This is a genomic window from Sulfurospirillum tamanense, assembly GCF_016937535.1.
Lineage (GTDB): Bacteria > Campylobacterota > Campylobacteria > Campylobacterales > Campylobacteraceae > Sulfurospirillum_B > Sulfurospirillum_B tamanense.
Window position 1 is genome coordinate 13,227 of the sequence record NZ_JAFHKK010000025.1, and the last position, 21,688, is coordinate 34,914.

Annotated in this window: 25 protein-coding genes and 2 pseudogenes; 13 read left to right on the forward strand and 14 right to left on the reverse strand. The window is 46.7% G+C overall.

Translation table 11 applies throughout. From position 1 onward, the window contains the following. From JWV37_RS10065 to JWV37_RS10085, 5 genes and pseudogenes are all read left to right on the forward strand, one after another. Positions 1-648, forward strand: a complete 648-nt coding sequence (locus tag JWV37_RS10065) for a transglutaminase-like cysteine peptidase (RefSeq protein WP_205459675.1) — start codon at positions 1-3, stop codon at positions 646-648. Next, the gene (locus tag JWV37_RS10070) at positions 645-2,609 is read left to right on the forward strand and encodes a bifunctional diguanylate cyclase/phosphodiesterase (RefSeq protein ID WP_205459676.1); all 1,965 of its coding nucleotides are present in this window, start codon (positions 645-647) and stop codon (positions 2,607-2,609) included. The genes JWV37_RS10065 and JWV37_RS10070 overlap by 4 nt, the downstream gene beginning before the upstream one ends. Next, positions 2,581-3,231, forward strand: coding sequence for a transglutaminase-like cysteine peptidase (locus JWV37_RS10075; RefSeq protein WP_205459677.1), 651 nt, complete (start codon positions 2,581-2,583; stop codon positions 3,229-3,231). The genes JWV37_RS10070 and JWV37_RS10075 overlap by 29 nt, the downstream gene beginning before the upstream one ends. 1,180 nt (positions 3,232-4,411) lie before the next feature. Continuing rightward, positions 4,412-4,909: pseudogene (locus JWV37_RS12975) on the forward strand (methyl-accepting chemotaxis protein); the annotation flags it as partial. A gap of 107 nt (positions 4,910-5,016) precedes the next feature. Next, on the forward strand, positions 5,017-5,613 hold the full coding sequence (locus tag JWV37_RS10085; protein WP_205459679.1) for a superoxide dismutase: 597 nt from the start codon (positions 5,017-5,019) through the stop codon (positions 5,611-5,613). A gap of 37 nt (positions 5,614-5,650) precedes the next feature. Here JWV37_RS10085 and JWV37_RS10090 read toward each other — a convergent pair whose 3' ends face one another. Continuing rightward, complete coding sequence (locus tag JWV37_RS10090; protein ID WP_205459680.1) at positions 5,651-5,860, reverse strand: alkylphosphonate utilization protein; 210 nt, start codon at positions 5,858-5,860, stop codon at positions 5,651-5,653. A gap of 136 nt (positions 5,861-5,996) precedes the next feature. On the opposite strand from JWV37_RS10090, the gene JWV37_RS10095 reads away from it, so the two are divergent. From JWV37_RS10095 to JWV37_RS10115, 5 genes are all read left to right on the forward strand, one after another. After that, a complete protein-coding gene (locus JWV37_RS10095; RefSeq protein ID WP_205459681.1) occupies positions 5,997-7,178 on the forward strand; it encodes a GGDEF domain-containing protein in 1,182 nt (393 codons plus the stop codon). Between the two features lie 273 nt (positions 7,179-7,451). Next, positions 7,452-7,709 (forward strand): cupin domain-containing protein, encoded by a 258-nt coding sequence (locus tag JWV37_RS10100; protein WP_205459682.1) that lies wholly within the window; start codon positions 7,452-7,454, stop codon positions 7,707-7,709. Between the two features lie 95 nt (positions 7,710-7,804). Continuing rightward, complete coding sequence (locus tag JWV37_RS10105; protein ID WP_205459683.1) at positions 7,805-8,266, forward strand: helix-turn-helix domain-containing protein; 462 nt, start codon at positions 7,805-7,807, stop codon at positions 8,264-8,266. A 92-nt stretch (positions 8,267-8,358) separates the two neighbouring features. Next, complete coding sequence (locus JWV37_RS10110) at positions 8,359-9,600, forward strand: hypothetical protein (RefSeq protein WP_205459684.1); 1,242 nt, start codon at positions 8,359-8,361, stop codon at positions 9,598-9,600. 17 nt (positions 9,601-9,617) lie between these two features. Further along, the gene (locus tag JWV37_RS10115; RefSeq protein ID WP_205459685.1) at positions 9,618-10,106 is read left to right on the forward strand and encodes a YceI family protein; all 489 of its coding nucleotides are present in this window, start codon (positions 9,618-9,620) and stop codon (positions 10,104-10,106) included. 59 nt (positions 10,107-10,165) lie between these two features. On the opposite strand, the gene JWV37_RS10120 is transcribed toward JWV37_RS10115, so the two are convergent. The 3 genes from JWV37_RS10120 to tpx all read right to left on the reverse strand — a co-directional run bounded on the left by JWV37_RS10120 (position 10,166) and on the right by tpx (position 12,755). Further along, positions 10,166-10,900: a dienelactone hydrolase family protein gene (locus JWV37_RS10120; RefSeq protein WP_205459686.1), complete on the reverse strand. Its 735-nt coding sequence runs from the start codon at positions 10,898-10,900 to the stop codon at positions 10,166-10,168. A 117-nt stretch (positions 10,901-11,017) separates the two neighbouring features. After that, positions 11,018-12,214: an NnrS family protein gene (locus JWV37_RS10125; RefSeq protein WP_205459687.1), complete on the reverse strand. Its 1,197-nt coding sequence runs from the start codon at positions 12,212-12,214 to the stop codon at positions 11,018-11,020. Then, entirely contained in the window at positions 12,198-12,755 is a 558-nt protein-coding gene (tpx, locus tag JWV37_RS10130) for a thiol peroxidase (RefSeq protein WP_205459688.1), read from the reverse strand. Before tpx ends, JWV37_RS10125 begins: the two co-directional genes overlap by 17 nt. 122 nt (positions 12,756-12,877) lie before the next feature. Here tpx and JWV37_RS10135 point away from each other — a divergent pair, with 122 nt between their 5' ends. After that, positions 12,878-13,573, forward strand: coding sequence for an MOSC domain-containing protein (locus JWV37_RS10135; RefSeq protein WP_205459689.1), 696 nt, complete (start codon positions 12,878-12,880; stop codon positions 13,571-13,573). On the opposite strand, the gene JWV37_RS10140 is transcribed toward JWV37_RS10135, so the two are convergent. The 8 genes from JWV37_RS10140 to JWV37_RS10175 are packed head-to-tail and all read right to left on the reverse strand — an operon-like array spanning position 13,570 to position 19,284. After that, complete coding sequence (locus tag JWV37_RS10140) at positions 13,570-14,442, reverse strand: ATP-binding cassette domain-containing protein (protein ID WP_205459690.1); 873 nt, start codon at positions 14,440-14,442, stop codon at positions 13,570-13,572. The genes JWV37_RS10135 and JWV37_RS10140 overlap by 4 nt on opposite strands. Next, positions 14,439-15,122, reverse strand: coding sequence for a molybdate ABC transporter permease subunit (modB, locus tag JWV37_RS10145; RefSeq protein WP_205459691.1), 684 nt, complete (start codon positions 15,120-15,122; stop codon positions 14,439-14,441). The genes JWV37_RS10140 and modB overlap by 4 nt, the downstream gene beginning before the upstream one ends. Next, positions 15,112-15,519 (reverse strand): TOBE domain-containing protein, encoded by a 408-nt coding sequence (locus JWV37_RS10150; protein ID WP_205459692.1) that lies wholly within the window; start codon positions 15,517-15,519, stop codon positions 15,112-15,114. The genes modB and JWV37_RS10150 overlap by 11 nt, the downstream gene beginning before the upstream one ends. Next, positions 15,516-16,346, reverse strand: coding sequence for a ModD protein (gene modD, locus JWV37_RS10155; RefSeq protein WP_205459693.1), 831 nt, complete (start codon positions 16,344-16,346; stop codon positions 15,516-15,518). Before modD ends, JWV37_RS10150 begins: the two co-directional genes overlap by 4 nt. A gap of 10 nt (positions 16,347-16,356) precedes the next feature. Then, positions 16,357-17,010: a molybdate ABC transporter permease subunit gene (locus JWV37_RS10160; protein WP_205459694.1), complete on the reverse strand. Its 654-nt coding sequence runs from the start codon at positions 17,008-17,010 to the stop codon at positions 16,357-16,359. A gap of 4 nt (positions 17,011-17,014) precedes the next feature. Further along, positions 17,015-17,710 (reverse strand): molybdate ABC transporter substrate-binding protein, encoded by a 696-nt coding sequence (gene modA, locus JWV37_RS10165; RefSeq protein ID WP_205459695.1) that lies wholly within the window; start codon positions 17,708-17,710, stop codon positions 17,015-17,017. Then, positions 17,707-18,444 (reverse strand): molybdate ABC transporter substrate-binding protein, encoded by a 738-nt coding sequence (gene modA / locus JWV37_RS10170; RefSeq protein ID WP_205459696.1) that lies wholly within the window; start codon positions 18,442-18,444, stop codon positions 17,707-17,709. The genes modA (JWV37_RS10165) and modA (JWV37_RS10170) overlap by 4 nt, the downstream gene beginning before the upstream one ends. 57 nt (positions 18,445-18,501) lie before the next feature. Continuing rightward, positions 18,502-19,284 carry a TOBE domain-containing protein gene (locus tag JWV37_RS10175; protein ID WP_205459697.1) on the reverse strand — a complete coding sequence of 261 codons (783 nt, stop codon included), beginning with the start codon at positions 19,282-19,284 and terminating at the stop codon, positions 18,502-18,504. A gap of 91 nt (positions 19,285-19,375) precedes the next feature. Between JWV37_RS10175 and JWV37_RS10180 the strand changes: the two genes are divergently transcribed. After that, positions 19,376-19,690 (forward strand): cupin domain-containing protein, encoded by a 315-nt coding sequence (locus JWV37_RS10180; protein ID WP_205459698.1) that lies wholly within the window; start codon positions 19,376-19,378, stop codon positions 19,688-19,690. A gap of 66 nt (positions 19,691-19,756) precedes the next feature. Further along, positions 19,757-20,992 (forward strand): EAL and HDOD domain-containing protein, encoded by a 1,236-nt coding sequence (locus JWV37_RS10185; protein WP_205459699.1) that lies wholly within the window; start codon positions 19,757-19,759, stop codon positions 20,990-20,992. Between the two features lie 126 nt (positions 20,993-21,118). On the opposite strand, the gene JWV37_RS10190 is transcribed toward JWV37_RS10185, so the two are convergent. Both JWV37_RS10190 and JWV37_RS10195 read right to left on the reverse strand, forming a co-directional pair. After that, positions 21,119-21,331 (reverse strand): TOBE domain-containing protein, encoded by a 213-nt coding sequence (locus JWV37_RS10190; RefSeq protein WP_240332162.1) that lies wholly within the window; start codon positions 21,329-21,331, stop codon positions 21,119-21,121. 9 nt (positions 21,332-21,340) lie between these two features. Next, positions 21,341-21,688: pseudogene (locus JWV37_RS10195) on the reverse strand (ABC transporter substrate-binding protein); the annotation flags it as partial.

Genomic DNA, 21,688 nt, shown 5'->3' on the forward strand with positions numbered 1-21,688 from the left:
ATGAAAAAGCGCTTTGTCTTAGCTACGCTGACGGCAGCAACGGCTGCCGTCCTTTTTAGTACTTCTGAGTTTATCATTGAGGGCCAAATGCTCGAAAAAGTCGAGAAAGAGTATGGCTTTTTTGCCAAAAACCGTGCATTAGCACTAGTTGGCATGATGAACAAAGCTCAAGGACGTGATGAGCATGAAAAACTCGAAGCAGTCAATGACTTTTTCAACAAAACCCCTTACGGTCTAGACAAAGATGTCTGGGGTGTGAGTGATTATTGGGCAACAAGGCTAGAATTCATCGGAAAAGACAAAGGCGACTGCGAGGATTACGTTATTGCCAAGTACTTTACTCTTTTAGAGCTTGGCATTGACCCCAAAAAGCTTTTTATGGGGTATGTTAAATATGTCCCTTTAAACATTGCTCACATGGTGTTGCTCTACTACGAAACCCCTCGTTCTGAGCCTCTAGTTCTAGACAACTACAACCGCAAAATCTTTCCCGCCTCCACGCGCAAAGATTTAATTCCCGTATACAGTTTTAGCGGCAGCTCCTTATTGGATGCCAAAAATGTACAGCTTGGCAAGCTGCTGCCTGCTAGCACGCGCCAAAAGCGCGCATGGGACGAACTCAAAATCATCAAAAAGGATCAGCCATGAGTCTTTTCAAACAGATGGCTATCACGTTTACACTTTTTTTAGCCCTCGTACTCACTTCGGTGATGGTGCTAAACTTTAACACCGCCACCGAATTCACCCAGCATCAACTCTACACTGAGGCAAAAAATACGGCTCATTCTTTAGGGCTTTCTTTAGCAAAAGCCGCTAGTCCTGACGACTTGGCCCTCATGGAGACGATGATAAACGCTATTTTCGATAGCGGGTATTACGAACGCATAGCTCTTGTTGGAATTGATGATACGCCCATTTATGTGCGCGAAACCAAAGTTCTCCTAAGCGATGTACCCCAATGGTTCATCAACACCATTGAACTAGAAAGTGTCAGCGCCCATAGCGACATCATGATGGGCTGGCACCAGTTTGGCGTCTTGGAAGTCAAAGGCCATACAGGCAATGCCTACCGCCAACTTTACCACACATTTCTAGAACTGTGCAAAACCTTTGCCATCCTCGGCGTGCTTGTGTTTGGCATACTTTACGCTTTGCTTTCGCTCTCTTTGCAATCCCTCAAACGCATCGCTGAACAAGCAAGGGCTATCATCGATAATGCCTTTATTATTGAGAAAAAACTCCCCTTTACCACAGAATTTCGCTCCACCACCGAAGCCATGAATGCCATGGTTGCAAAAGTCAAAGACATCTTTGAACGTGAAAACGAAACCCTCAAGCGTTATCACGAACTACTCTACATTGACGCGCAAACCAAACTCTACAACAGACGCTACATCAACACCACTTTGCCAGATTATTTTCAAACCGACACAGGGCTCTCCCGTGGCGCCTATGCGATGGTGAGTATCGACGAAGCAGAACGCTTCAAGCAAGAGGTGGGTTACGAGCACTACAACACCCTCATTCAAACCATCACAGACAATCTGAAAGAAAAGTTTGGTACGGAAGAAAACATCATCATTGCGCGCCTCAACGAGAGCGATTTTTTTGTTTTAGCGCCCCTAATGGAGCTTGGTGATGTGGCCAAGCGCATGGAAGAGGTCATGAATGCCATTCATACTAATATGAAAACGGAAGGGACGCAAGAAAAGAACACGTATTTTGCCGGCTGTAGCGTTGGTCTTTACCATGAAAACGAAACCCTTAAATCTCTTTTTTCGCGAGCTGATTATGGGATTATGCACTCTAAAAGTGATGAAAATTTTACGGTGTACATCTGCGACAAAGAAGAAGAAATCCTTACTTTGGGTCGTGAAGAGTGGAAAGAAGAGTTGCGCAAAAGCATGGAAGAATCACGCATTCAGTTAGCACGTCAAAGTGTCATCAAAAAAGAAGATGCCGAAGAACACCTCCTTCACGAAGAGGTTTTTTTGCGTTGGTTAGATGGTCAAGGAACCTTGCATGCTGCGGGTCGATTTGTGCCCATCGCCATGCGCCTAGGGCTTGTTGCAACACTGGATCGCTATATGATCGAAAAAGTCTTCGCACACATCAAGGAGCATCCTGGTGCGCCTTCACTTGCCTTAAACCTTAGCGGAGACTTTGTCAAAAACCACGAAAACATACGTTGGCTTAGAGCCCTACTTGATGAAAAAACAGTTGACTTTAGAGAAAAAATATGGATCGAAATACACAATACCGTGGCTTTATACGCGCCAGAAGATACCCTTTTGCTTGCAAAAATGCTTAAAGAAATGGGGTGTCATTTTGGCCTAGACCACTTTACTCTTCCTTCCCAAGGGGCGGCGTACCTTCAAGAGTTACGGCCAGCATACATCAAAGCCAACAGCCTTTATTTGCATGATGTCTTCTATGATACCTTCACTGGAGAGGGGCGAGAGAATTTTACCAATCTTATCCGAAGCCTAGGTATCACACTCATCGCCACCAATACCGAGAACCAAAGCGAGGTTCAAGCCTTATCCTCTATGGGCGTTTCGCATTTTCAAGGCAGACTCATTGCCTCTGCTTCACCTCTTGTTTCGTAGTTTTTTTCTTCTTGGGGCGCTCTTAGTGTTTGCTTGGGGGCGCCCTTTTGTCCTTTCTCCAAGCTTTCTTGCCGCCCAAAAAGCACCTTTGGCTCAGCCCATTTTAAAAGATTACGAACGCTTTATGAACGAAGTTGCATCAGAAAAAGCTTTACATGTAACGCTTGAAAAAGTCAATCATTACCTCAACGCCATCGTTCCCATACACGATGCATACCAATACGCTTCTGAAGATCATTGGGCCACCAGAGGGGAGTTTTTAGCCCAAGGTGGTGGAGACTGTGAAGATTATGCCATCAGCAAATACTACACCCTCAAAGACTTAGGCATTGCACCAAAAACCATGGGGTTATGTGTAGTGCATGACCGCTACAGTGGGGTTTGGCACATGGTTTTGGCTGTTCGTCCGCCAGATTCTACTACACTCGTTCTTGATAACCTCAGCTTCAAAATCCTTCCTTTTTCACGCCGCACAGACCTGCGCCTTGAAGTGTGTATGAACGAAGAACACACGTTTATTATCGACACCAAAGACCGCTGGCAAGCAACAGAGCGTCCTTTAAACTTTCCCGCCTTCAAACAGATGCTAAAACGTGCAAATGTCGAAAAACTCTGGAAATAAGACTCATTTTTTACATTCATTTTACATTCAAATACTATAATGCGAATATTTTTTCTTTAAAGGGCTTATCATGCTACGAACTATTCGGGCGAAACTATATGTGTTGCTGGCGCTTCTTGTGATTGGTTTTTCTTTTCTTGGCTATGAGATTGTCAAGAGTTCTACTTTTTCTAAAACAGCGCTCACGCGCATGTTGTTATTAGGAGAGATTGAGTACCATGCTGCTACCGCCATGGCAGAGCTACGAGGCTACCAAATGTTCCTTTCTCAACAGCGCCTTGATGGCTACAACAATGCGTATCAAAACCTTCAAAAAACCCTTGACCAACTTCTCTCCATTACCCGCTCCACAGAAAACCAAGAACGTTTGCGCAACCTCAAAAACCTTGCCCAAGCATGGGTTAAGGCCAATGAACCGCGCCTTGGTATTTTGCAAACTCACGGGCGTCTAACCCAACAAGAGAGTTTCGCACAAACCCATCCTGCCCAACACCAAACCCTCGCACGCCTCACCCAAGAGTCTGCAGTTACCTTTGATGAATTTATGAAGATCTCCGATGCCTTAGTGGAGCGCATGCGAAACAATAACATTGCAACTATTGAAAAAAATGAGATTTTTCTTGAGGTTGTACTAAGTATCATTGGGCTAATTTTCGTTATAGCGTTTATTGTTATTTCCCGCTCCATTCAGGCTTCTGTGTCTAAAGCCAAAATGGCCTGTGAGCAGATTCAAGCAACCAAAAACCTCAGCACCGTCATTGACACAGGAACAAATGATGAAATCGCCGATGCGATGAGTGCTGTAAACGCCCTTTTGCGCGACCTCTCTAGGGCAATTGATGGAGCCAAACACACCGCCATTGAAAATGCATCTGTGGCCCAAGAACTCTCCAGCACCTCTTTGAGTATTGGGAAGCGCACCGAAGAGAGTGCTACTCAAATGGACCAAACCACCCAAGCCACCCAAGCGGTTGCTTCTCTTTTAAAAACCAGCGAAGAAAGCTCTTCTCACTCGGGTCAGCTCATTCAAACCTCTGCTTCTGAGGTAGATGGAGCAGCTAAAGAAGTTTTGGAAGTCTCAGGCCAGCTTCAACAAGTAGTAGCCCAGCAAAATGAACTTTCTGTGCAACTTGAACAACTTAGCGCACAAGCAGAAGAAGTTAAGGGAGTGCTCATGGTCATTGCAGATATTGCCGATCAGACCAATCTTTTGGCCCTCAACGCAGCCATTGAAGCCGCGCGCGCGGGTGATCATGGTCGTGGGTTTGCAGTCGTAGCAGACGAGGTGCGAAAACTGGCTGAACGCACCCAAAAAAGCCTTGATGAGAGCAATGCCACTGTGGCGGTTATCGTCCAATCCATAAACGGTGCGGTAAGCACAATGCAAAAAAGCGCTAAAGACATTGGGGTTTTAGGAGAAAGAGCTAAAAACACTGAAATCTTGATGCGACAAAGTGTTGAAGGCATCACGCATGCCAAAACCATTGCACTGCAAACAGTGCAAGACGCCAAAAAAGGTGCAACAGAAACTGCCCAAACCCTTAAGCGCATTCAAACCCTCAACGAACTCACCTCCACCAATGCTAGGAGCGTTGAAGAGATTGCAGCAGCAGCAGAGCATCTCTCAAAGCTTTCCGAAACCCTTAGCCATTCGCTCGCTGTTTTTAAAACAGCCTAATAGACTGCGGGGAGCTTTCCCCGCACATCTTCTCTTAAAACGCCAGTATCCTTTAAGTCCCATATAGGTAAAATGCAAACAATAACTTTTCTTAAAGGAGAACAACTATGTCATTTACATTACCTGAATTACCCTACGCTCCCAATGCTCTTGAACCCCATATCAGCGCCAACACGCTTGGTTTTCATCACGGAAAACACCATCAAGCCTATGTTACTAATCTGAACAACCTCATCGAAGGTACCGAACTTGCTAGCCAAACTCTTGAGGAAATCATCCAAGCTGTTGCGGGAGATGCTAGTAAAGCCGGCATCTTCAACAATGCCGCGCAAGTGTGGAACCACACCTTTTACTGGCACTCCATGAAACCAAACGGCGGTGGCGAGCCCACGGGAGCCATAGCTGCAAAAATCAAAGAGGTATTTGGTGATTTTGAAGCGTTTTTAAAAGAGTTCAAAACCGCAGGTGCAACACAGTTTGGAAGCGGATGGGCGTGGTTGGTACTTGAAGGCGACACCCTCAAAATCACCAAAACCCCCAATGCAGACACCCCTTTAGCACACGGACAAAAAGCCATCCTCACAGTGGACGTGTGGGAACATGCCTACTATCTTGACTACCAAAACAGACGGCCTGATTATTTGGAGACTTTTTTCAAGCACTTGGTTAACTGGGATTTTGCCAACGCAAACCTCAGCGCCTAAACAAAGCGGGCATTGCGCCCGCTTACATGTAAAGGCCTTACGCTTTTTTCAAAAACTCTGTTTTTAACACTACTGTGCTCTTGCCAATGCGGCACTCTACTTCGTTTGCATTGCTTGTAAGACGAATGCCTTTGATGGCTTCACCACGCTTGAGGGTTTTTGGCATTCCTTTGACTTTTAAATCTTTTACCGTCATTACCGTGTCGCCATCGGCTAAGATATTTCCGTTACTATCACGTGTTTCCATAAACTTCCTTTAGAATAAAGAGGGCATTATACCAAGTCTTACACCCTTTACATGTAAAGCAATTTTGCCATCTTTTTTTAAAGCAAGGGTATGTTAAAGTTAAACCCGTTGTTGCAAATCTAACACTGGCAGTGCCATGAACTTCAAAACCTTTGCGTTTTTTGGAATCCCTAAAAATCATCCTCTCTCTCCTGCTCTTCTAGAGCGCGTCAACCTAGAGCGTGCTCGCGTTTATTTTGGCAATACCATGGGAAATATTGCCTCTTTGATTGCAGGTACTGTCCTAGCTTCTGGCGTGCTTTATACCCTCGATGTTTCTATTTTGGTGATTAGTTGCTGGGCTTTGGTGCTTTTTTTTCTTGGCGGACTCGCGTGGAAATATGAAAAAAATGTTCTTGCCAAGGGGTTACATGTAAACACTATCTACACCCAAGTACCGCTTCGTATTGGTATTGGATTTTTGATTGGTGTTGTGTGGGGGTTGTTTGCTTTTATTGTACCTGCGGATTCATACTTGGGGTTTTCTCTCTCTTTTATCGCTATTTCCACGTTGGTGATTATTGGGATGCTGAGCTTTAGTGTTATGCCTGTCCAGTTTTTTACCCACACCTTAGGGGCGATGCTTCCTTTAATGTGGCGGCTTTTTGATATGTATATCCAAACAAAAGCCTTTTTTTACCTTATCCTTTTGGCCATTGCACTGGTGTGGCAAGTAGTACTGCTGCTCAAAGCCCGCACCAATTCCATTACCGCCATTCGCGCCATTATCTTGAATGAAAAACTTAAAGACGAAGTTCACCGCTATGCCAAAGCCCAAGAACACATCGAGTATTTAGCCTACCACGATCACCTCACAGGTGCATGGAATCGCCGTTATTTTGAAGGTTTTTTAGAAGATTTACTATTAAAAGCGGGACTGAAGAATCAACACGTGGGCATCCTTGTCATCGACATCAATCGCCTCAAACCCCTAAACGACCACTATGGGCACCATTATGGCGACCAACTTCTTGTTTCTTTTGTCAAACACCTCAAACAACACCTCAAAAAAGAGGCACTTTTGGCCAGAATCGGGGGTGATGAATTTGTTGTTGTGCTCCCGTATGCCAACTCCTTGGAGGCGCTTTTAGACCAAGGAAAGCGCCTTAAACATGCCCTTAATACGGCGTATTTGATTCACGATATTTCCGTCTCAAGTAGTGCCAGCATAGGGTATGCGCTCTTTCCACAAGACGGTCAAGAGATGGATACACTCCTTGCTACTGCTGATGCGCGCATGTATGAGGATAAAAAGGCTTTTAATATTTTTGAAGGTTGATCGAAGTGTTTCTTGACTAGAATAATTCTCTTCTCTTCCTCAGATACGACGAATTATTTATTTATAAAACTATTACGTGAAAATTATTTTTTTACCAAAGCATTTAAAAAAGTACAAAAAAAGTATCGAAAAATCCATTTTTTTTCTCATTTCTTTTGAGTATAATCACCTTAAACAATAATTATACTCAAAATCTAGAGTAGGATATTAATATTATAAGCCACTTTTTCTCTTAATTGACGAAAAATACTTGAATCGTACCAAGGAGGATTCATGACCATGCCAGCATACATCAACCCTAGCTATATCCTTAGTAAAGAGATATTTCGTGTGCGTAGAATTGATTTTATCGACCCAGTTCCTTTGCACAAACATGGGTGTTATGAGCTTTTCTTTGCCCTCAAAGGCGAAGCGCGCTTTTGTATTGATAATGAATCTTACTTCATCAATCAGCCTTGCCTTTTTTTGGTTTACCCCAACCGCGTTCACGGATGGGGTAAACCATCAAAGACTTACAAGGTTATGTATTAAAGTTTGACGCGACTGCTTTTACTGACCCTTCTTTTCTAAATCGTATCTCAGCCTTTCAAAGTGACCTTGTTTTTTTAGAAGACCGCGAAAAAATCATGATGATCCACAATACCTTTAAAGCCCTAGAGGATGAGTATCACACATCTCTTTCCTTTAAAGAACACACCATTAACAGCCTTTTACAAATTTTGCTCGTCTACATTCAACGTTGTGTTCCTTCGGCACCAGCCTCGCAAGCTAGCCAAACCCTCATTGCAAAACTCAACGAAGCCATTGCACACAACCACTATGCCCTCGCCAAACCCACCTTTTACGCCAAAAAACTCAACACAAGTGTTCGTCTTCTCAATAAAGCAACCAGTGAAGTGGCCGACCAAAGTCTGGGACAATACATTCGTAACCAAACCCTTCAAGAAGCTAAGCGCCTCCTCTCTTTTGAAACCATGACATGTAATGAAGTTGCTTATTGCTTAGGATTCTCAGACCCTGCATATTTTAGTCGCTTCTTCAAACGAGAAGTTGGCGTCGCACCAAAAATTTTTCGCAATGGGTCTTAAAAAGTACAAGTTTTTGTATTTAAAATCCATTTTAAAAAAATTAACTAACTGATAAAATTAATCTTGAAATTATATTTTCAGGAGGAAGTTTTATGAAAAAGTCTACTGTCGTACTTCTTAGTACTGTTTTGTGCGCATCACTTGCCAGCGCTAAAGTTCAACATGTTTTCGAACCCGCAAAAGACACATCCGAATTTACCGATGTAGAGTGGAACTGGAAGGCGGCCCTTTCGTTTTACTATCAAGGGCTAACACAGGACTACACACCTGTAACAGGCACCGAGGAAGAGATTGGAAATGGGCTAATTCTCCCTAATGCCAATCTTGATATTTACGCTAAAATCATGAGTGGTTTTAATGTCAAATTGCAAACCATGCTTTCTTCTAGCCATCACCCTGAAGCTTATGTCAAAGGTGGTTACGCGACCATTGACAACCTTGATTTTATTGCTCCAAGGTTTCTTGAGGGTTTAATGGCCAACACTACCATTAAAATCGGGGTTAATGACATCAACTTTGGTGATGACCATTACCGCCGTACTGATAATGCTGATGTTATGAGAAACCCTTTTGTGGGCAACTTGGCTGTTGAGTCTTACATGCAAGCCTTTCATGTAGAAGTATTGCACCGTTTGCCAACACTCAACGCGTTTGTTGTGGGCGGTCTTACTAATGGCAAAGCACAGCCCAATAATGTTGTAAAATCAAATGACACCGACGATGCCAAAAATGCCTCTTATGCTCTTTATGGCAAAGTAGGTTTTGACAAGCAGCTCAACGATGCCTTGCGTGTGAGGGTTACTGAGTCTGTTTACTGGCAAGAAAAAACAGCTCGTGGAGATTTATATTCGGGAGATAAAAGCGGGGATGTTTTTGCCAATATCTTTGGGAAAGCTGCCAAGGATACTTCACAACAAACATGGAATGCAGTGTCAGGCTATGCTGATATTTTTGCCTCCAAAACAAACTTTTTTGTCAAATACAACGATACAGAATTTTACGGTCTTTATGAAATTGTTGATGGCAAAAAAGCCGATGGCAAAAGCATAGATATGAACCATTATGCGTTTGATATTGTACAGCGCTTTGCTAACGACCGGTTTTATTTAGCAGCTCGTTACGAAAATGCTGTAGTTAAGCATGATGATGCAGTTCGCGACTATGGTGATGCAGAACTTACCCAATATCAACTCACCGCTGGTTGGTTCTTGTCTAAAAATGCCGTCGCTAAAGCTGAATACATCAAACACGAGCGTAAAAACTTTTCTGATTACGGCGGCAACGGGAAGGCAGAGTTTGATGGCTTTATGATTTCAGCAGCCCTTAATTTTTAATACCCTCAGGAGAAAGTATGAAAAAATTTATGGTTAATATTTTATTTCTTTCAAGTATGTGTTTTGCACAAAGCAGTGTTGAAATTCACGGAACTTCAACACTGCACGACTGGAAAATGGTCTCTCAAGCCATCGACGTGGGTGCGTTTGAGAGCGAAGGCGGGGTGATTTCAGCCCTTGATGTGGGGGTGCAAATTGAAACCCTTAAAAGCGGCGATCCGGGCCTTGATAAAAAAGCCTACGAAGCCCTTAAAATCGACAAAAGCAATGTCATCACCTTTTCCCTTAAAGAGCACAACATGGAAAACAAAACCCTCCGCGGTGTTTTTAAAGTGCTCGACATGGAGCGAGAAGAAATCCTTACTCCCGAAGTTATCGAAGTAGACCGTGTGGCGGGAAGCTTTGAGGTAAACATGACAGATTTTGGCATCACGCCACCTTCGGTTATGTTTGGCGCCATCAAGTCTGGCGATGCTGTTACGGTGAAGTACGACATCCAAAAATAGTTGACTTCCACACTCCTTAGAAAAACACCGAGGCTAGGCTAAGAGCCTCGGTGACTCCTTTATTTCCCAAAAACCTCTTTCAAGTACCCACTAAAACGCTCCCACGACTTGCGGTCAGCTTCGGCATGGTAACGGGGTGTGCCAAACACACTAAACGCATGGGGCGCACCACTGTACGTGTGCATTTCATGGGAAATGCCTGCACTTTCAAGCTCTTTAGCAAAGGTGGCAAACTCTTCCATACTAATGGCCGTGTCTGCGGTTCCGTGAAACACAACCACTTCACCCGTGATGCCTTCCACGCTTTGCCCTTGTGGCGTAGCCAACCCTCCATGAAAAGGTACAAAGGCTTTAAGTGGCGCACCTGAACGAGCAAAGTCTAATATCACCGTACCGCCAAAACAATAGCCGATGCCTATGGCGTTATCTACATTTGCGCCCACCCGCTTTGCCGCGTCAACACCTGCTTGTAAAATCGCGCGCATCTTGAGGCGGTCGTTGTACAAATCCCCTGTCAATGCGCGCCGTTTTTCCACCGTGTCGGCGACAACGCCTTTACCAAACATGTCCACCGCAAAGGTCGCATAACCCATCTCATGCAACATGCTTGCGCGCTTTTTTTCGTACCCATCCAATCCATCCCAATCGTGCACCAACAACACTAAAGGCGCCGTTTTATGGGGTGAGGTATAGTACCCCTCATACGTCTTGCCCTCTACTTCATACACCACAGGCGCCCCATTGGCAAAGGCCAACACGCCTGCACAAATCCATCCTACGATACTTCGGGTCATGGTCGCTCCTTTAAAATTAACGTGGTATTTTACGTCAATCTTAACCCTCCTTGACCAAAACCCTCTTAAATCTTTTGGGCTAGTCTTAAAAAGTAATACGCCCTTAACACGTCCTTGTTATTTCTCAAACAAAATCTTCCCGTACCGCCCTGCCCACCAGCCAAATACCCCTAACCACGCTAGAGCACTTAGGCCAATAAGGCTCATGTAATGGCTAGGCACCAAGTCCGCGCCCACGCGCAACAGCGTCATGGTTTGCACTAGCCCAAACAGCGCCACCGCGTAGCCATCGGCCACGGGCGTGCGCCCTGAGTGGCCCAACAACACCCGCGTGCCAAAGCCAATAAGCACGGTTGTAAAATACCCAAGTGCTAAGGCATGCAAGGGTGCATGGCCAAAATGCCACCCCAAATCAAACCACTGGGAAAGCCCGTGGAGTGTGAAAAGCAAAAAGCCCACAGGTGCCCACCAGATGGAGAGAAACAGCACCCATAAAATAGGCGGAGACTGGCGAAAGGGGAGTTTCCACCGCACCAGTTCGAGGGTAATAACTCCAAACAAAAGCCCATCGGCAAGCAAGGCATTAAACCCCAACGACTCTAGCGCCACTTTAAGCAAAAGCCCGCCAAATACCACAGGCAAAAAGTACGTGGACTTGCGCACTTCGTACCCTTGAACGCGGTTAGCCGCAAAGAAAGGAATCATCTTTTGTGAGACCACGATGACCACCAAAAAGAGGTACATGTAAAAGCTCATGGTGAGCGCTACATGTAAGGTCGGTGCAACAAAAGAGGCAAAAAACAGCACTTGGGCGAGTGCGCCAAACGCAAAGGCAACTAGCATCCACGAAGTGTCTTGTTTATTAGGCACGCTACTTTGACGCTGAAAATCCCACAGCACCCACACCAACTTTCCATACCCCACAAGCACAAGCACCATGGCAAGCAACGTCCATGCTTCAGAAACAAAACTAAACACCGCCAACCCCACGCCGCCAAGGTTCAAGGCCAATGCGGGCCACAAATAAGCGGACTTTGGCGCACTGGGACGCGCAAGGTAACGGGGAAAGGTAGTGAGCAAAAAGCCCACAAAAAACTGCGTAAACACCACAAATGCCATGGCATAGCCGTGGTAAAATTCGGGCCTTACATGTAAGGCAATCCACCCGCCATACTGCATCCCAAGCAAAGCCACAAACACCACCCCTTGCACAATACCCGCAAAGAAAAACAACCGATGGGGCAAGGCTAAGAGGTTTTGCCACGGCGACGTTTTGGGGCTTGGCGGGGGCGTGAGGCTACTGACAAAAACCACAGCAACTCGCTCCTTGGTTTGCCGCCGCGATGGCTTTTTGGAGCGCCTCCTCATAGTCTGGTTCATCCGTAATCTCTGGAACGATGTGCTTGTACACAATGCGACCATCTTTACTGACGATGAAAATAGCCCGCGCACACAACCCTTCTAGCGGCCCGTTTTCAATGAGCACACCGTACGCTTTGGCAAAGGCTTTGGCTTTAAAATCGCTCACAAAGGTGAGGTTTTCCACCTCGGAGCGGTTGCAAAAGGAAGCCGCCGCAAAGGGTAAGTCCATAGACACAAAGATGCCCTCAATGCCTTCTTGCTGGGCCAAACGCCTACTAAATTCATGGGCTTCTTTGGCGCACGTGGGCGTGTCAAAGGAAGGGGCGGTGAGAATGTGGATGGTGTTGCCCTCCATCCCAACGGTTTTTGGCTCCAAATGCGGGTCAAGAAGGGTCACAATGGGTGCGGGATTGCCTAGTTCTTGAAATGCGCGCCCAAGGCGCAACCGCTCCCCTTTAAATGCCGTGTAATCGGCTTTGTCTTGAAATACCATGCATGTCTCCTTATTTTTAGGAGTCATTTTATCCGATTAACCATGGGCACCGCATTGATATACATCAAAGTTCTCGAAGGTCGTTTGGAATAAAATGAGGCACTAAACACTGGAGAATCCCCATGCAACAGCCTTTTAGCACCGTCCTTTCCCTCAAAATTGGCGCCGTCCAAACCACCTTCCTTCCAGACTCAAACCGCAAAACAATGGTCTCTGCCATAGCCAAACAACCCGTGCAAAGCGCCATAGTTTCGCTTTTGGGGTTTGAAGGAGACGAACACGGCGACCCCGCGCACCACGGAGGCATTTACAAGGCTGTTTTTATGCTAGGAACCAAAACCTACGCCGCCATCAATGCCCTGTGCGAGAAAACATTTGACCCGCTTTTGGCCACGCAGTTTGGAGAAAATATGGTTTTTTCTGACATAGGAGAAGAGGATATTTGCGTGGGAGATATTTTGCGCGTGGGCCAAGTGCGCCTCTGTGTCACCCAACCCCGCCAACCCTGCTGGAAACTTGGTGCAAGCACCCGCATCCCCACCATGACACAAACCATTTTTCACCACGGCCACACAGGCTGGTACGCCAAAGTCCTCCACGAAGGCCACGTGCAGGTGAACGACACCGTGGTGCTAGAAGAGCGCCCCTTTGCAACCCTCTCCATCCGCGCCCTCAACCAAAGTTTACTAGACCCCAAAACACACAAAGCGCTCATCCAAGAAGCCCTAACTTGCGACGTGCTTGGCCCCTCTTTTAAAAGCGCACTTGCCAAAAAATCGGGAGGCGAGGCGGTTGACTTGTCTTATCAAACCTTCTAAAGAGCGTGAATGAGCGGATTAAACGCTTTGGACGAGAGCGTGACGCGTTGGCCTACATGTAAAGAGTGCACTTCTTTTTTGCTAGAGACGACTTTGATGACGTCTTGGCCGATGAGTACACTCACCACAAACACGATGTCGCTAGGTTCGATGGCGACCACTTCGCCGCTAAATTTAAACTTCCCGCTGATGTTGGCTCCGCCAAAAATCTCCGCGGGCACCCCTTGCGCAACCACCTTTCCATTGTCAAGCTCGATGACTTCTTGGGCAAGTTTATAGACCTCTCCCACATCGTGACTCACCAGTAATGTAGTGAGGCCAAAGTGCCGTTGCACCCGCAAGAGTTCGTCTTGCAACTTAGCACGCATAGCAAAATCAAGGGCAGAAAGCGGCTCATCCAAAAGCAAGATGTTAGGTTCTCGCACCAATGCGCGCGCGAGGGCAACGCGTTGTTGTTGGCCGCCTGAGAGGGTGCTTGGTTTTTCGTTCGCCAAGGCTTCAAGTTCCATAACCTCTAGGACTTCGTTTACCTTGGATTTTGGGGTCTCTTTTTCCAATGCGTAGAGCAGATTTTCCCTCACGCTCATGTTAGGAAACAATGCGTAGTCTTGAAACACAAAGCCTACTTTGCGCTTTTGAGGCGGGAGGTTGATGCCTTTTTCACCGTCAAACCACGTTTCACCGCCTACGACGATGCGCCCAGAATCGGGTGCAAAAAGTCCCGCTATCATCTTTAAAATGGTGCTTTTTCCCGCCCCACTTTTGCCAAAAAGGACGTTCAAAGAAGCTTCTTGAAGCCTTACATGTAAGGCCATTTCGATAGGACCATCCGCACCTCGAAGGGTTTTATTGAGCAAGAGTTCATTCATCGGATTTCCGCCTTTAAAAAGTGCTTATTTACAGCGTACACAAAGAGTAAGATGGCAAAAGAGATGGCAAAAAGTGTCAATGCGTACATGTTTGCAAGGTCATAATTGAGCGCTTCGACTTCGTCATAAATCGCGATACTTGCTACTTTGGTTTCTCCTGCGATATTCCCGCCCATCATAAGCACCACGCCAAATTCCCCCACCGTGTGGGCAAAGGCGATGACGATGCCCGTTAAAAGCGAAGGGCGAATGTTGGGTAAAAGCACGCGAAAAAGGACGTTGAGTTTGCTTTTGCCTAGAGTATAGGCCGCGTCCATGAGGTTTTTGGGCAGTGCCGAAAACCCGCTTTGGATGGGATGTACCATGAAAGGAAGCGAGAAGATGATGGACGCCACCACCAAGCCCTCAAAACTAAAGACCAACCGCAAATCAAAGGTCTCATCAAGCCATTTGCCCACCCCATCGCGCGGGCTAAAAAAGACAAGCATGTAAAACCCAAGCACGCTGGGAGGAAGCACCAAAGGCATGGAGACGATAGCCTCAATGACAGGCTTAACGCGAGTTTTCGTAAAAGCCAAAAAATACCCCAACGGCACCCCAATAAACAGCAACAACACCGTCGTAACCCCCGCAAGCTTGAAGGTCAAACTCATGGTTTGCACAAACCCATCATCTAACATGTTTGACCTTTTGGAGTGTGACTTCGTTGGCTTTGACAAACCACATAAAGGATTTTCCCACCGCAACATCAAGGCGTTTTAGGGATGCCGTGGTAATCATGGACACTACTTCGTCCTCCCCAAACGCAAACCCCACTTCGCTCACCAATTCTCCTTGATTGACCCATGCCACGGGGCACACAAAGGCATTGGCCGCGCTCACGGTGGAGTGTGGCGTAGCGATGAGCACTTCGCTCTCTTTAAACAACACTTGCACAAGCGTCCCCTTTTCTAAAGGCGCAAACGCGTCAATGTCGACCATCAGTGCGCGCATGGGTTGCCCGCTAACCTCAAGACTCACTTGCGCCAACAAACCAACTTGCTGCACACTCACTACCGTAGCACGTAAGCTATTCACCGTTTTTCCTTGGGTTGCATGGTCACTTTAACGTCCTTTGGTTTGGCAAAATAGGGCGAAGAGGTCACGAGCAAATCCACCCCGCATGCAGCGGTCGCTTGGGCATTGTTCACGTTAATGCCTCCCGTGGCGGAAATGAGCACATGGGGGAATTTTTCTTTCAGTTCCACGCACCGTTTTAGCTCTTTCTCACCCATCTTTTCGCACTGTAAAATGTCTGCGCCAATTCTAGCAAAGTAGAGGGCTTCTTGGAAGTTTTCCACTTCGACGGCGACTTTTTTCTCTAAAAACTTTTGTTTAAGCTCCCAAAAATGGCGCGCAAGGGCTTCTTTGTCGCCCAAAAACACGCGGTGCTGAGCAAACACCAACACCGAATCATACAGCCCCAAGCGGTGCGGTGAAGCGCCCCCTGAGAGCACGGCGGTGAGCATCATCTTTTTAGTGCCTGGAAAATGTTTGCGCGTGGTGACCACTTCTACGTCTGCATTTCCCCGCTTGGCTTCTTGGACGAGGGCTTTGGTGTAGCTCGCCACGCCGCTTAGGTGTTCTAAAAGATTTTGCGACACCTTCCACGCTTGGTGCAAGGCCTTCGCATTGCCGATACACTGCAAAATGCGCTCCCCCGCCCCAACCGCTTCGCCCTCATGAACGTCAAAGCTAAAGGCCAGTCCCAAGTGCTGCAAAATCTCTTTCACAGGCGCACACCCGCTTAGCGTCAAGCTCTCTTTGGCGCGCATTTCCATCACACCACTGCACGCTCCGATGCCCAGTCCAAGGGTCGTGATGTCCATCAACCCTACGTCTTCTTCTACGTACACATTGCCCATTCTTTCCTCTTTACATGTAAGCTAATTTTTTCAATCCTAAAAAGATGCCCACCGACACGAGCGCTAAAACAATTGCGAGTATAATAGCCTTTTCTAAGTCTCCTCCAAAGGCGTGGTTGTAGATAGCCAAAGAGAGGGTGTCGGTTTTACCGATGATGTTGCCCCCAAGCATCAGCGTGATACCCACTTCGCCCAAAGAGCGTCCAAAACCTAAAAACAAGGCGATGAGGATGACTTTCTTACTGTTGGGCAAGATAACCCGCAGGAGGGTTTCAAGCTTCCCTTTTCCAAGGGTGTACGACGCTTGGGCGTAGCGTTTGGATTGTTCGTCGATAGCCGATTGAATGGGTTTAACCACCAAGGGCAAGCCCGCCGCAAACGAAGCGATGAGCACACCCCAAAAACTAAAGATAACCTCCACACCCCACAAGGCTAACGCCCCGCCAAGCCAACCGTTTTTCCCCAAAAGCAAGAGCAAAAACAACCCCAGTGCAATGGGTGGAAAAACGATAGGGATGCTCACCAACAGGTCAACAACCCCCTTTAAAAAACTCTTTTCACCGCTTAAATACGTAGCCAATCCAACTCCCAAAACCAAATGCAGCGCCACCGTCCATGCGCCTACATGTAAGGAAAGCAGTGCAGGGCCTAGGAACCAGTCCATAAGGCTAGAGTCCGTGTTTTGTGAGGATGTGGCGCGCTTCTTGGCTTTTTAGAAACGCCACGAACAAGTCAGTCTCGGGGCTTTGTTTGCCCTCAAGCACAACAGCGATGATGCGGATTGGCGCGTAAAGGCTCTCTTCAATCACCACACGGTTGCCGACTTTTTGGGCAATGCCAAGGTAGTCGGTTTCGTTTAAAAACCCCGCGTCCACGTCGCCACTAAGCAGATACGAACTCACTTGCGGTACGGTTTGCACCACCACCAGTTTCTCTTTGAGCGCGTCAAGATGGGGCGTCAAAAAGGTGTTGGCCGCGTTGCCGTAAATGGCCCGCTTGGGGTCAGGCATGGCGATTGTGGCGATTTTCTTATCAAAAAGCGTTTTCACCGTGCCCTCTTTTTCTTTAGCAAATACGAGTACCAGTTTGCCTTTGCCCAGTTCCACTACTTCCTCGTACTTGACCCCAAGGCGGGTGATAAATGCTTCGTCCCCAAAAAAAAGGGCTACTTTGTCCGTATGGTCAAGTTGCTGTTTGATCTGCTGCATGTTGCCAAAAATGGGGTTGACGCGCACACCTGATTCTTTCACAAACAGTTCCAAAAGCTCCGTGATAGGACGCTTGTAGCCTGCCCCACCCGCAATCACAAGCTCGCCCGCTACAAGGGTGAAACTCAACAACGCGGCAAGAAAAAGCGCTCTCATTGGGGCACTCCAAAGCCGTATTTTACAAACACGTCTTGGGCTTCTTTGGTGAAGATAAAGTCTGCAAAAGCGAAGGCAGTGTTGTTGTCTTTGGCGTATTTAGTAACCACAAACCCTTGTTTGATGGGCTCATACAACGCCTGGTCCACCTCCATGTACTCTTCAGGTTTTGCGGTATTTTTGATGAGTGAAAACGCCACTAAGCCAACATCTGCCGCACCCGTGTCCACAAACTGCACGCTCTGCCCGATGTTTTCCCCTTGGGCGATTTTACCCTCAACCGCCTTACTAAGGCCAGCATTTTCGATGATTTGCATCGCCGCAACCCCATAAGGCGCAACCCGTGGATTGGCGATAGAAATGTTTTTTACCTCGGATGCACCAAGTACACTTAAGCCTTTGGCCACCAAGGCAGGATTGTGTGAATATAACGCCACCGTGCCAAGCACAAAGGGTTTTGGGTCGCTAATAGCGTCGCCTTGTTTGGCCAACGCTTCTGCGTAGCCCATGTTTGCGGCAAAGAAAAGGTCGTACTTGAACCCGTTGGAAAACTGAGCAAAAGCTTTTCCTGAGGCACTGTAGTACATGTTCACTTCGGCGTTTGGATTGGCTTTTTTAAACAACGCAACCACTTCTTCCATGGCAAGCTTTGTACTTGAGGCGGAAAACACCGTGATTTTCTCTGCAAAGACCGCACTGCAAACGAGCAAAATACCCAGCATTAACTTCTTCATCTTCACTCCTTAGCGTTATGTATTTGAAAATATAACGCTACTTCCCTTAAGTGCTTCTTAGCATCCAATAATGACATCACTGGGGTCAAAGCTCGCCCAGAGCGTGTCGCCTTTTTTGCACAAGGGAAAGCCCTCTTTTATTCCCGTAGCCACAAGGCTTTGCGTGCCACACAGCAAGGTAAGCTCTGCCATGCTTTCACATTCAGAGAGTGCAATCACCGTTCCTTTGAGCACATTATGCGAAGGATGGCAGGTTTTAGGGGAAGCGTGAAGCGTGAGCCACGACGCTTTGATGATGGCGTACATCCTTTGCCCCACACTTAGCCCAAGTTCTGCCACACTCGTTTGGGTGATGTGTGCGTCAAGGGTCGTGTCTGCATCTAGTCTTAGGGTGAGTTTGGTGTTTACATGTAAAGGGGTGATGGCTTCTAAAAGGCCCTCTAGTTGGTTGCGCGCACTGGTGCGAATAGCAGGGCGTGAAAGCAACTGCATCAACCCCCTTGCGTCATCCAAGTGGGGTTCTATGGCATCAAAAAAGCTTTTTTGTGCCCTCTCTAGGGTTTCAAAAAGGGCGATGTAATGGCGCGCTTTGGGTGTCAGAGCCGACCCGCCCCCGCCTTTGCCGCCCGTGCTTTTTTGGGTGAGGGTTTCGCCTGAGAGTGCTTCCATCTCCCTCATGCTGTCCCACGCGGCTTTGTAGCTCATACCCATGGCTTTGGCGGCTTTGGCCAACGAGCCGTGGGTGTCGATGCTTTTGAGAAGTTCGATGCGTCCTTTGCCAAAAAACCCGTGATTATGCTTGTCAATCCAAAAGGCTGCGCCCAGTTGCAATTTTTCCATCATCTCTCCTCGTTATGTAAAAAAAAGTATAATGAAAAAAGCTTTACATGTAAAGAAAAAATGGGGTAAGATGACGTAAAAAAGGAAGCGCATGGCCCACTACAACCTTTTTGCCCCAAAACCCCCTTTAAACAATGAAGAACACGCGACCACCCTCCTCTCTCACTCCAACGCCAAAATCTTCCACATCGTCTCGCCGCCCCACTTTCAAAGTGACCTCTTTTGTCAAAACGAAGACGAATGGGTGAGCTTACTCCAAGGGGAGGCGACCCTTGCGATTGAGGGAGAACTTCACGCCTTAAAAGCGGGCGACACCTTGCTTATCCCCGCCAACACGCCCCATCAGGTGATAGACACGTCTGAAAAACCTTTGGCCATGTGGTTAGCGGTGCATCTTTACATGTAAGGGTGTGTAAAAAGGATTACTCCTTAATTTTGTGTATAATATTTTATATTATGTGAAGGTAACACCATGGTAAAAAGCGGCATCATCGCCAGACAACCCATTCTTTCGCGCAGTGGAAAAGTCTATGGTTATGAACTTTTGTACCGCAATTCCAACACCAACACGGCAGATGTGTTTGATGACAACCAAGCCACTAGCAGTGTGCTTGTGGCAGCTTTGACCACCTTTGGCCTTAATAAACTTATCGGCGACAAAAAAGCTTTCATCAACGTAGGCAAAGACCTTTTGCTCGACCCCATTCTTGAAATCATCCCCAAAGAGCGCTTTGTGCTAGAAATTTTAGAAGACGTAGAGATAGACGAAGCTGCCAAGGAGCGCATCGCTTACCTTCATGCGCTTGGCTACACCATCGCCATTGATGACTTGAATACCCAAGAGGAATTGATTAAAAATTTTGAGCCCATTTTGAGCATGGTGCATATTTTAAAATTTGACATCACGCAAATGACCATCGAAGCCCTCAAAGAAAAAATGGCTTTTTTTAAACACTATAAAGTGCAATTTTTAGCCGAAAAAGTGGAAACCCAAGAGGAATACCACGCCTACAAAGCGCTTGGATTTGACTATTTTCAAGGCTATTTTTTCTCCAAACCCGATATTTTAAAAAAAGAAAAACTCGACCCCTCGCGCGCTCTCATTTTGCGTATCACCACCCTTTTGAACGACGAAAATGTCTCCATCAAGCGCATTGAAGCGGAGTTTTCCAAATCCATCGACCTTACCATTAACCTCTTAAAATACCTCAACTCCGCCTACATCGGCACAAAAAACAACATCACCTCCATCTCCCACGCTATCGCGCTTTTGGGGCGCACGGGGCTTGCAAGGTGGCTAACCTTGTTCCTATACTCTGATGCCAAAAACAACATCTTTGCTGTTCCGCTGCTTGAGAGTTCTTTGTTTAAGGCAAAATTCATGAGCGAGCTTGCCCTCGCCTTGAAACTGGATGCAAAGTTTCAAGAAAAAGCCTACCTTACAGGGATGATTTCCTTGGTAGATACCCTTTTAAACACCACCTTTGAAGAGATTTTTGACGAGATAAGTTTTGAAGAAGACATCAAAACCGCCATCACAGACAAGCAAGGCCGCCTTGGAAAACTCCTCCACATCTCCGACATGGCCAGCAAAGGAGATGAGAAAATCTTTGCCATCTTTGCAAAGCTAGGCATCACCCAAGAAAAACTCGAAGACATCCTCACCACCTGCTACGCATGGCTTGAAGAAAACAAGAGTGCAATATAGTTTTAAAAAATCATGGTGACCTTAACTTTGAGACCATGTCGCACGGACAAATAAGCAAACTGGTAAATTTTAAAGTGTCAACAAAAAAAGCCCAAGGTGCCAAAACACCTTGAACCTAAGATTGGCCTAGTCTTCCACTCCGACCATAACGTCTGAAGCTTTGATGACAACGCTGGCCTTTTTGCCCTCTTTTAGCCCTAAGGCTTCGTAAGATTTTTTGGTAATGATAGAAGTAATGCACACTTGCGGAGCAAGCTCAATAGCGACTTCCACATTAACAGCACCAATATCGATAGACTTTACCGTGCCATGAAGCACATTACGTGCACTAAGTTTCATTGGCTCTCCTTAACGGTCATAGGGTTTAGCATAAACAGCATCATTGTAAATCGGCTCACCATACATTTGTGTACCAAAGGTGCCGATGATGCGTTGTCCTTCCGGCCCTCCCACAAAGTCCACAAACGCTTTACTAAGAACTTTTTTATCCGTCTCAAGACCTGCTTGCTTGAGAGCATTGTAGGTATTGACCAGCATCACATCTCCACGAAAAAGAACCGCAAGGTTGCTAAGCTCTTTTTTTGCCGCGACCCACGTACTGCTGTCTGTCATGAAGTACCCGCCTGTAGTGTCGGCTTTTTTAAGGGTTGCTAACATAAAATCTTTGTTGGGCACATACCAGTCCCCCTGTGGCTC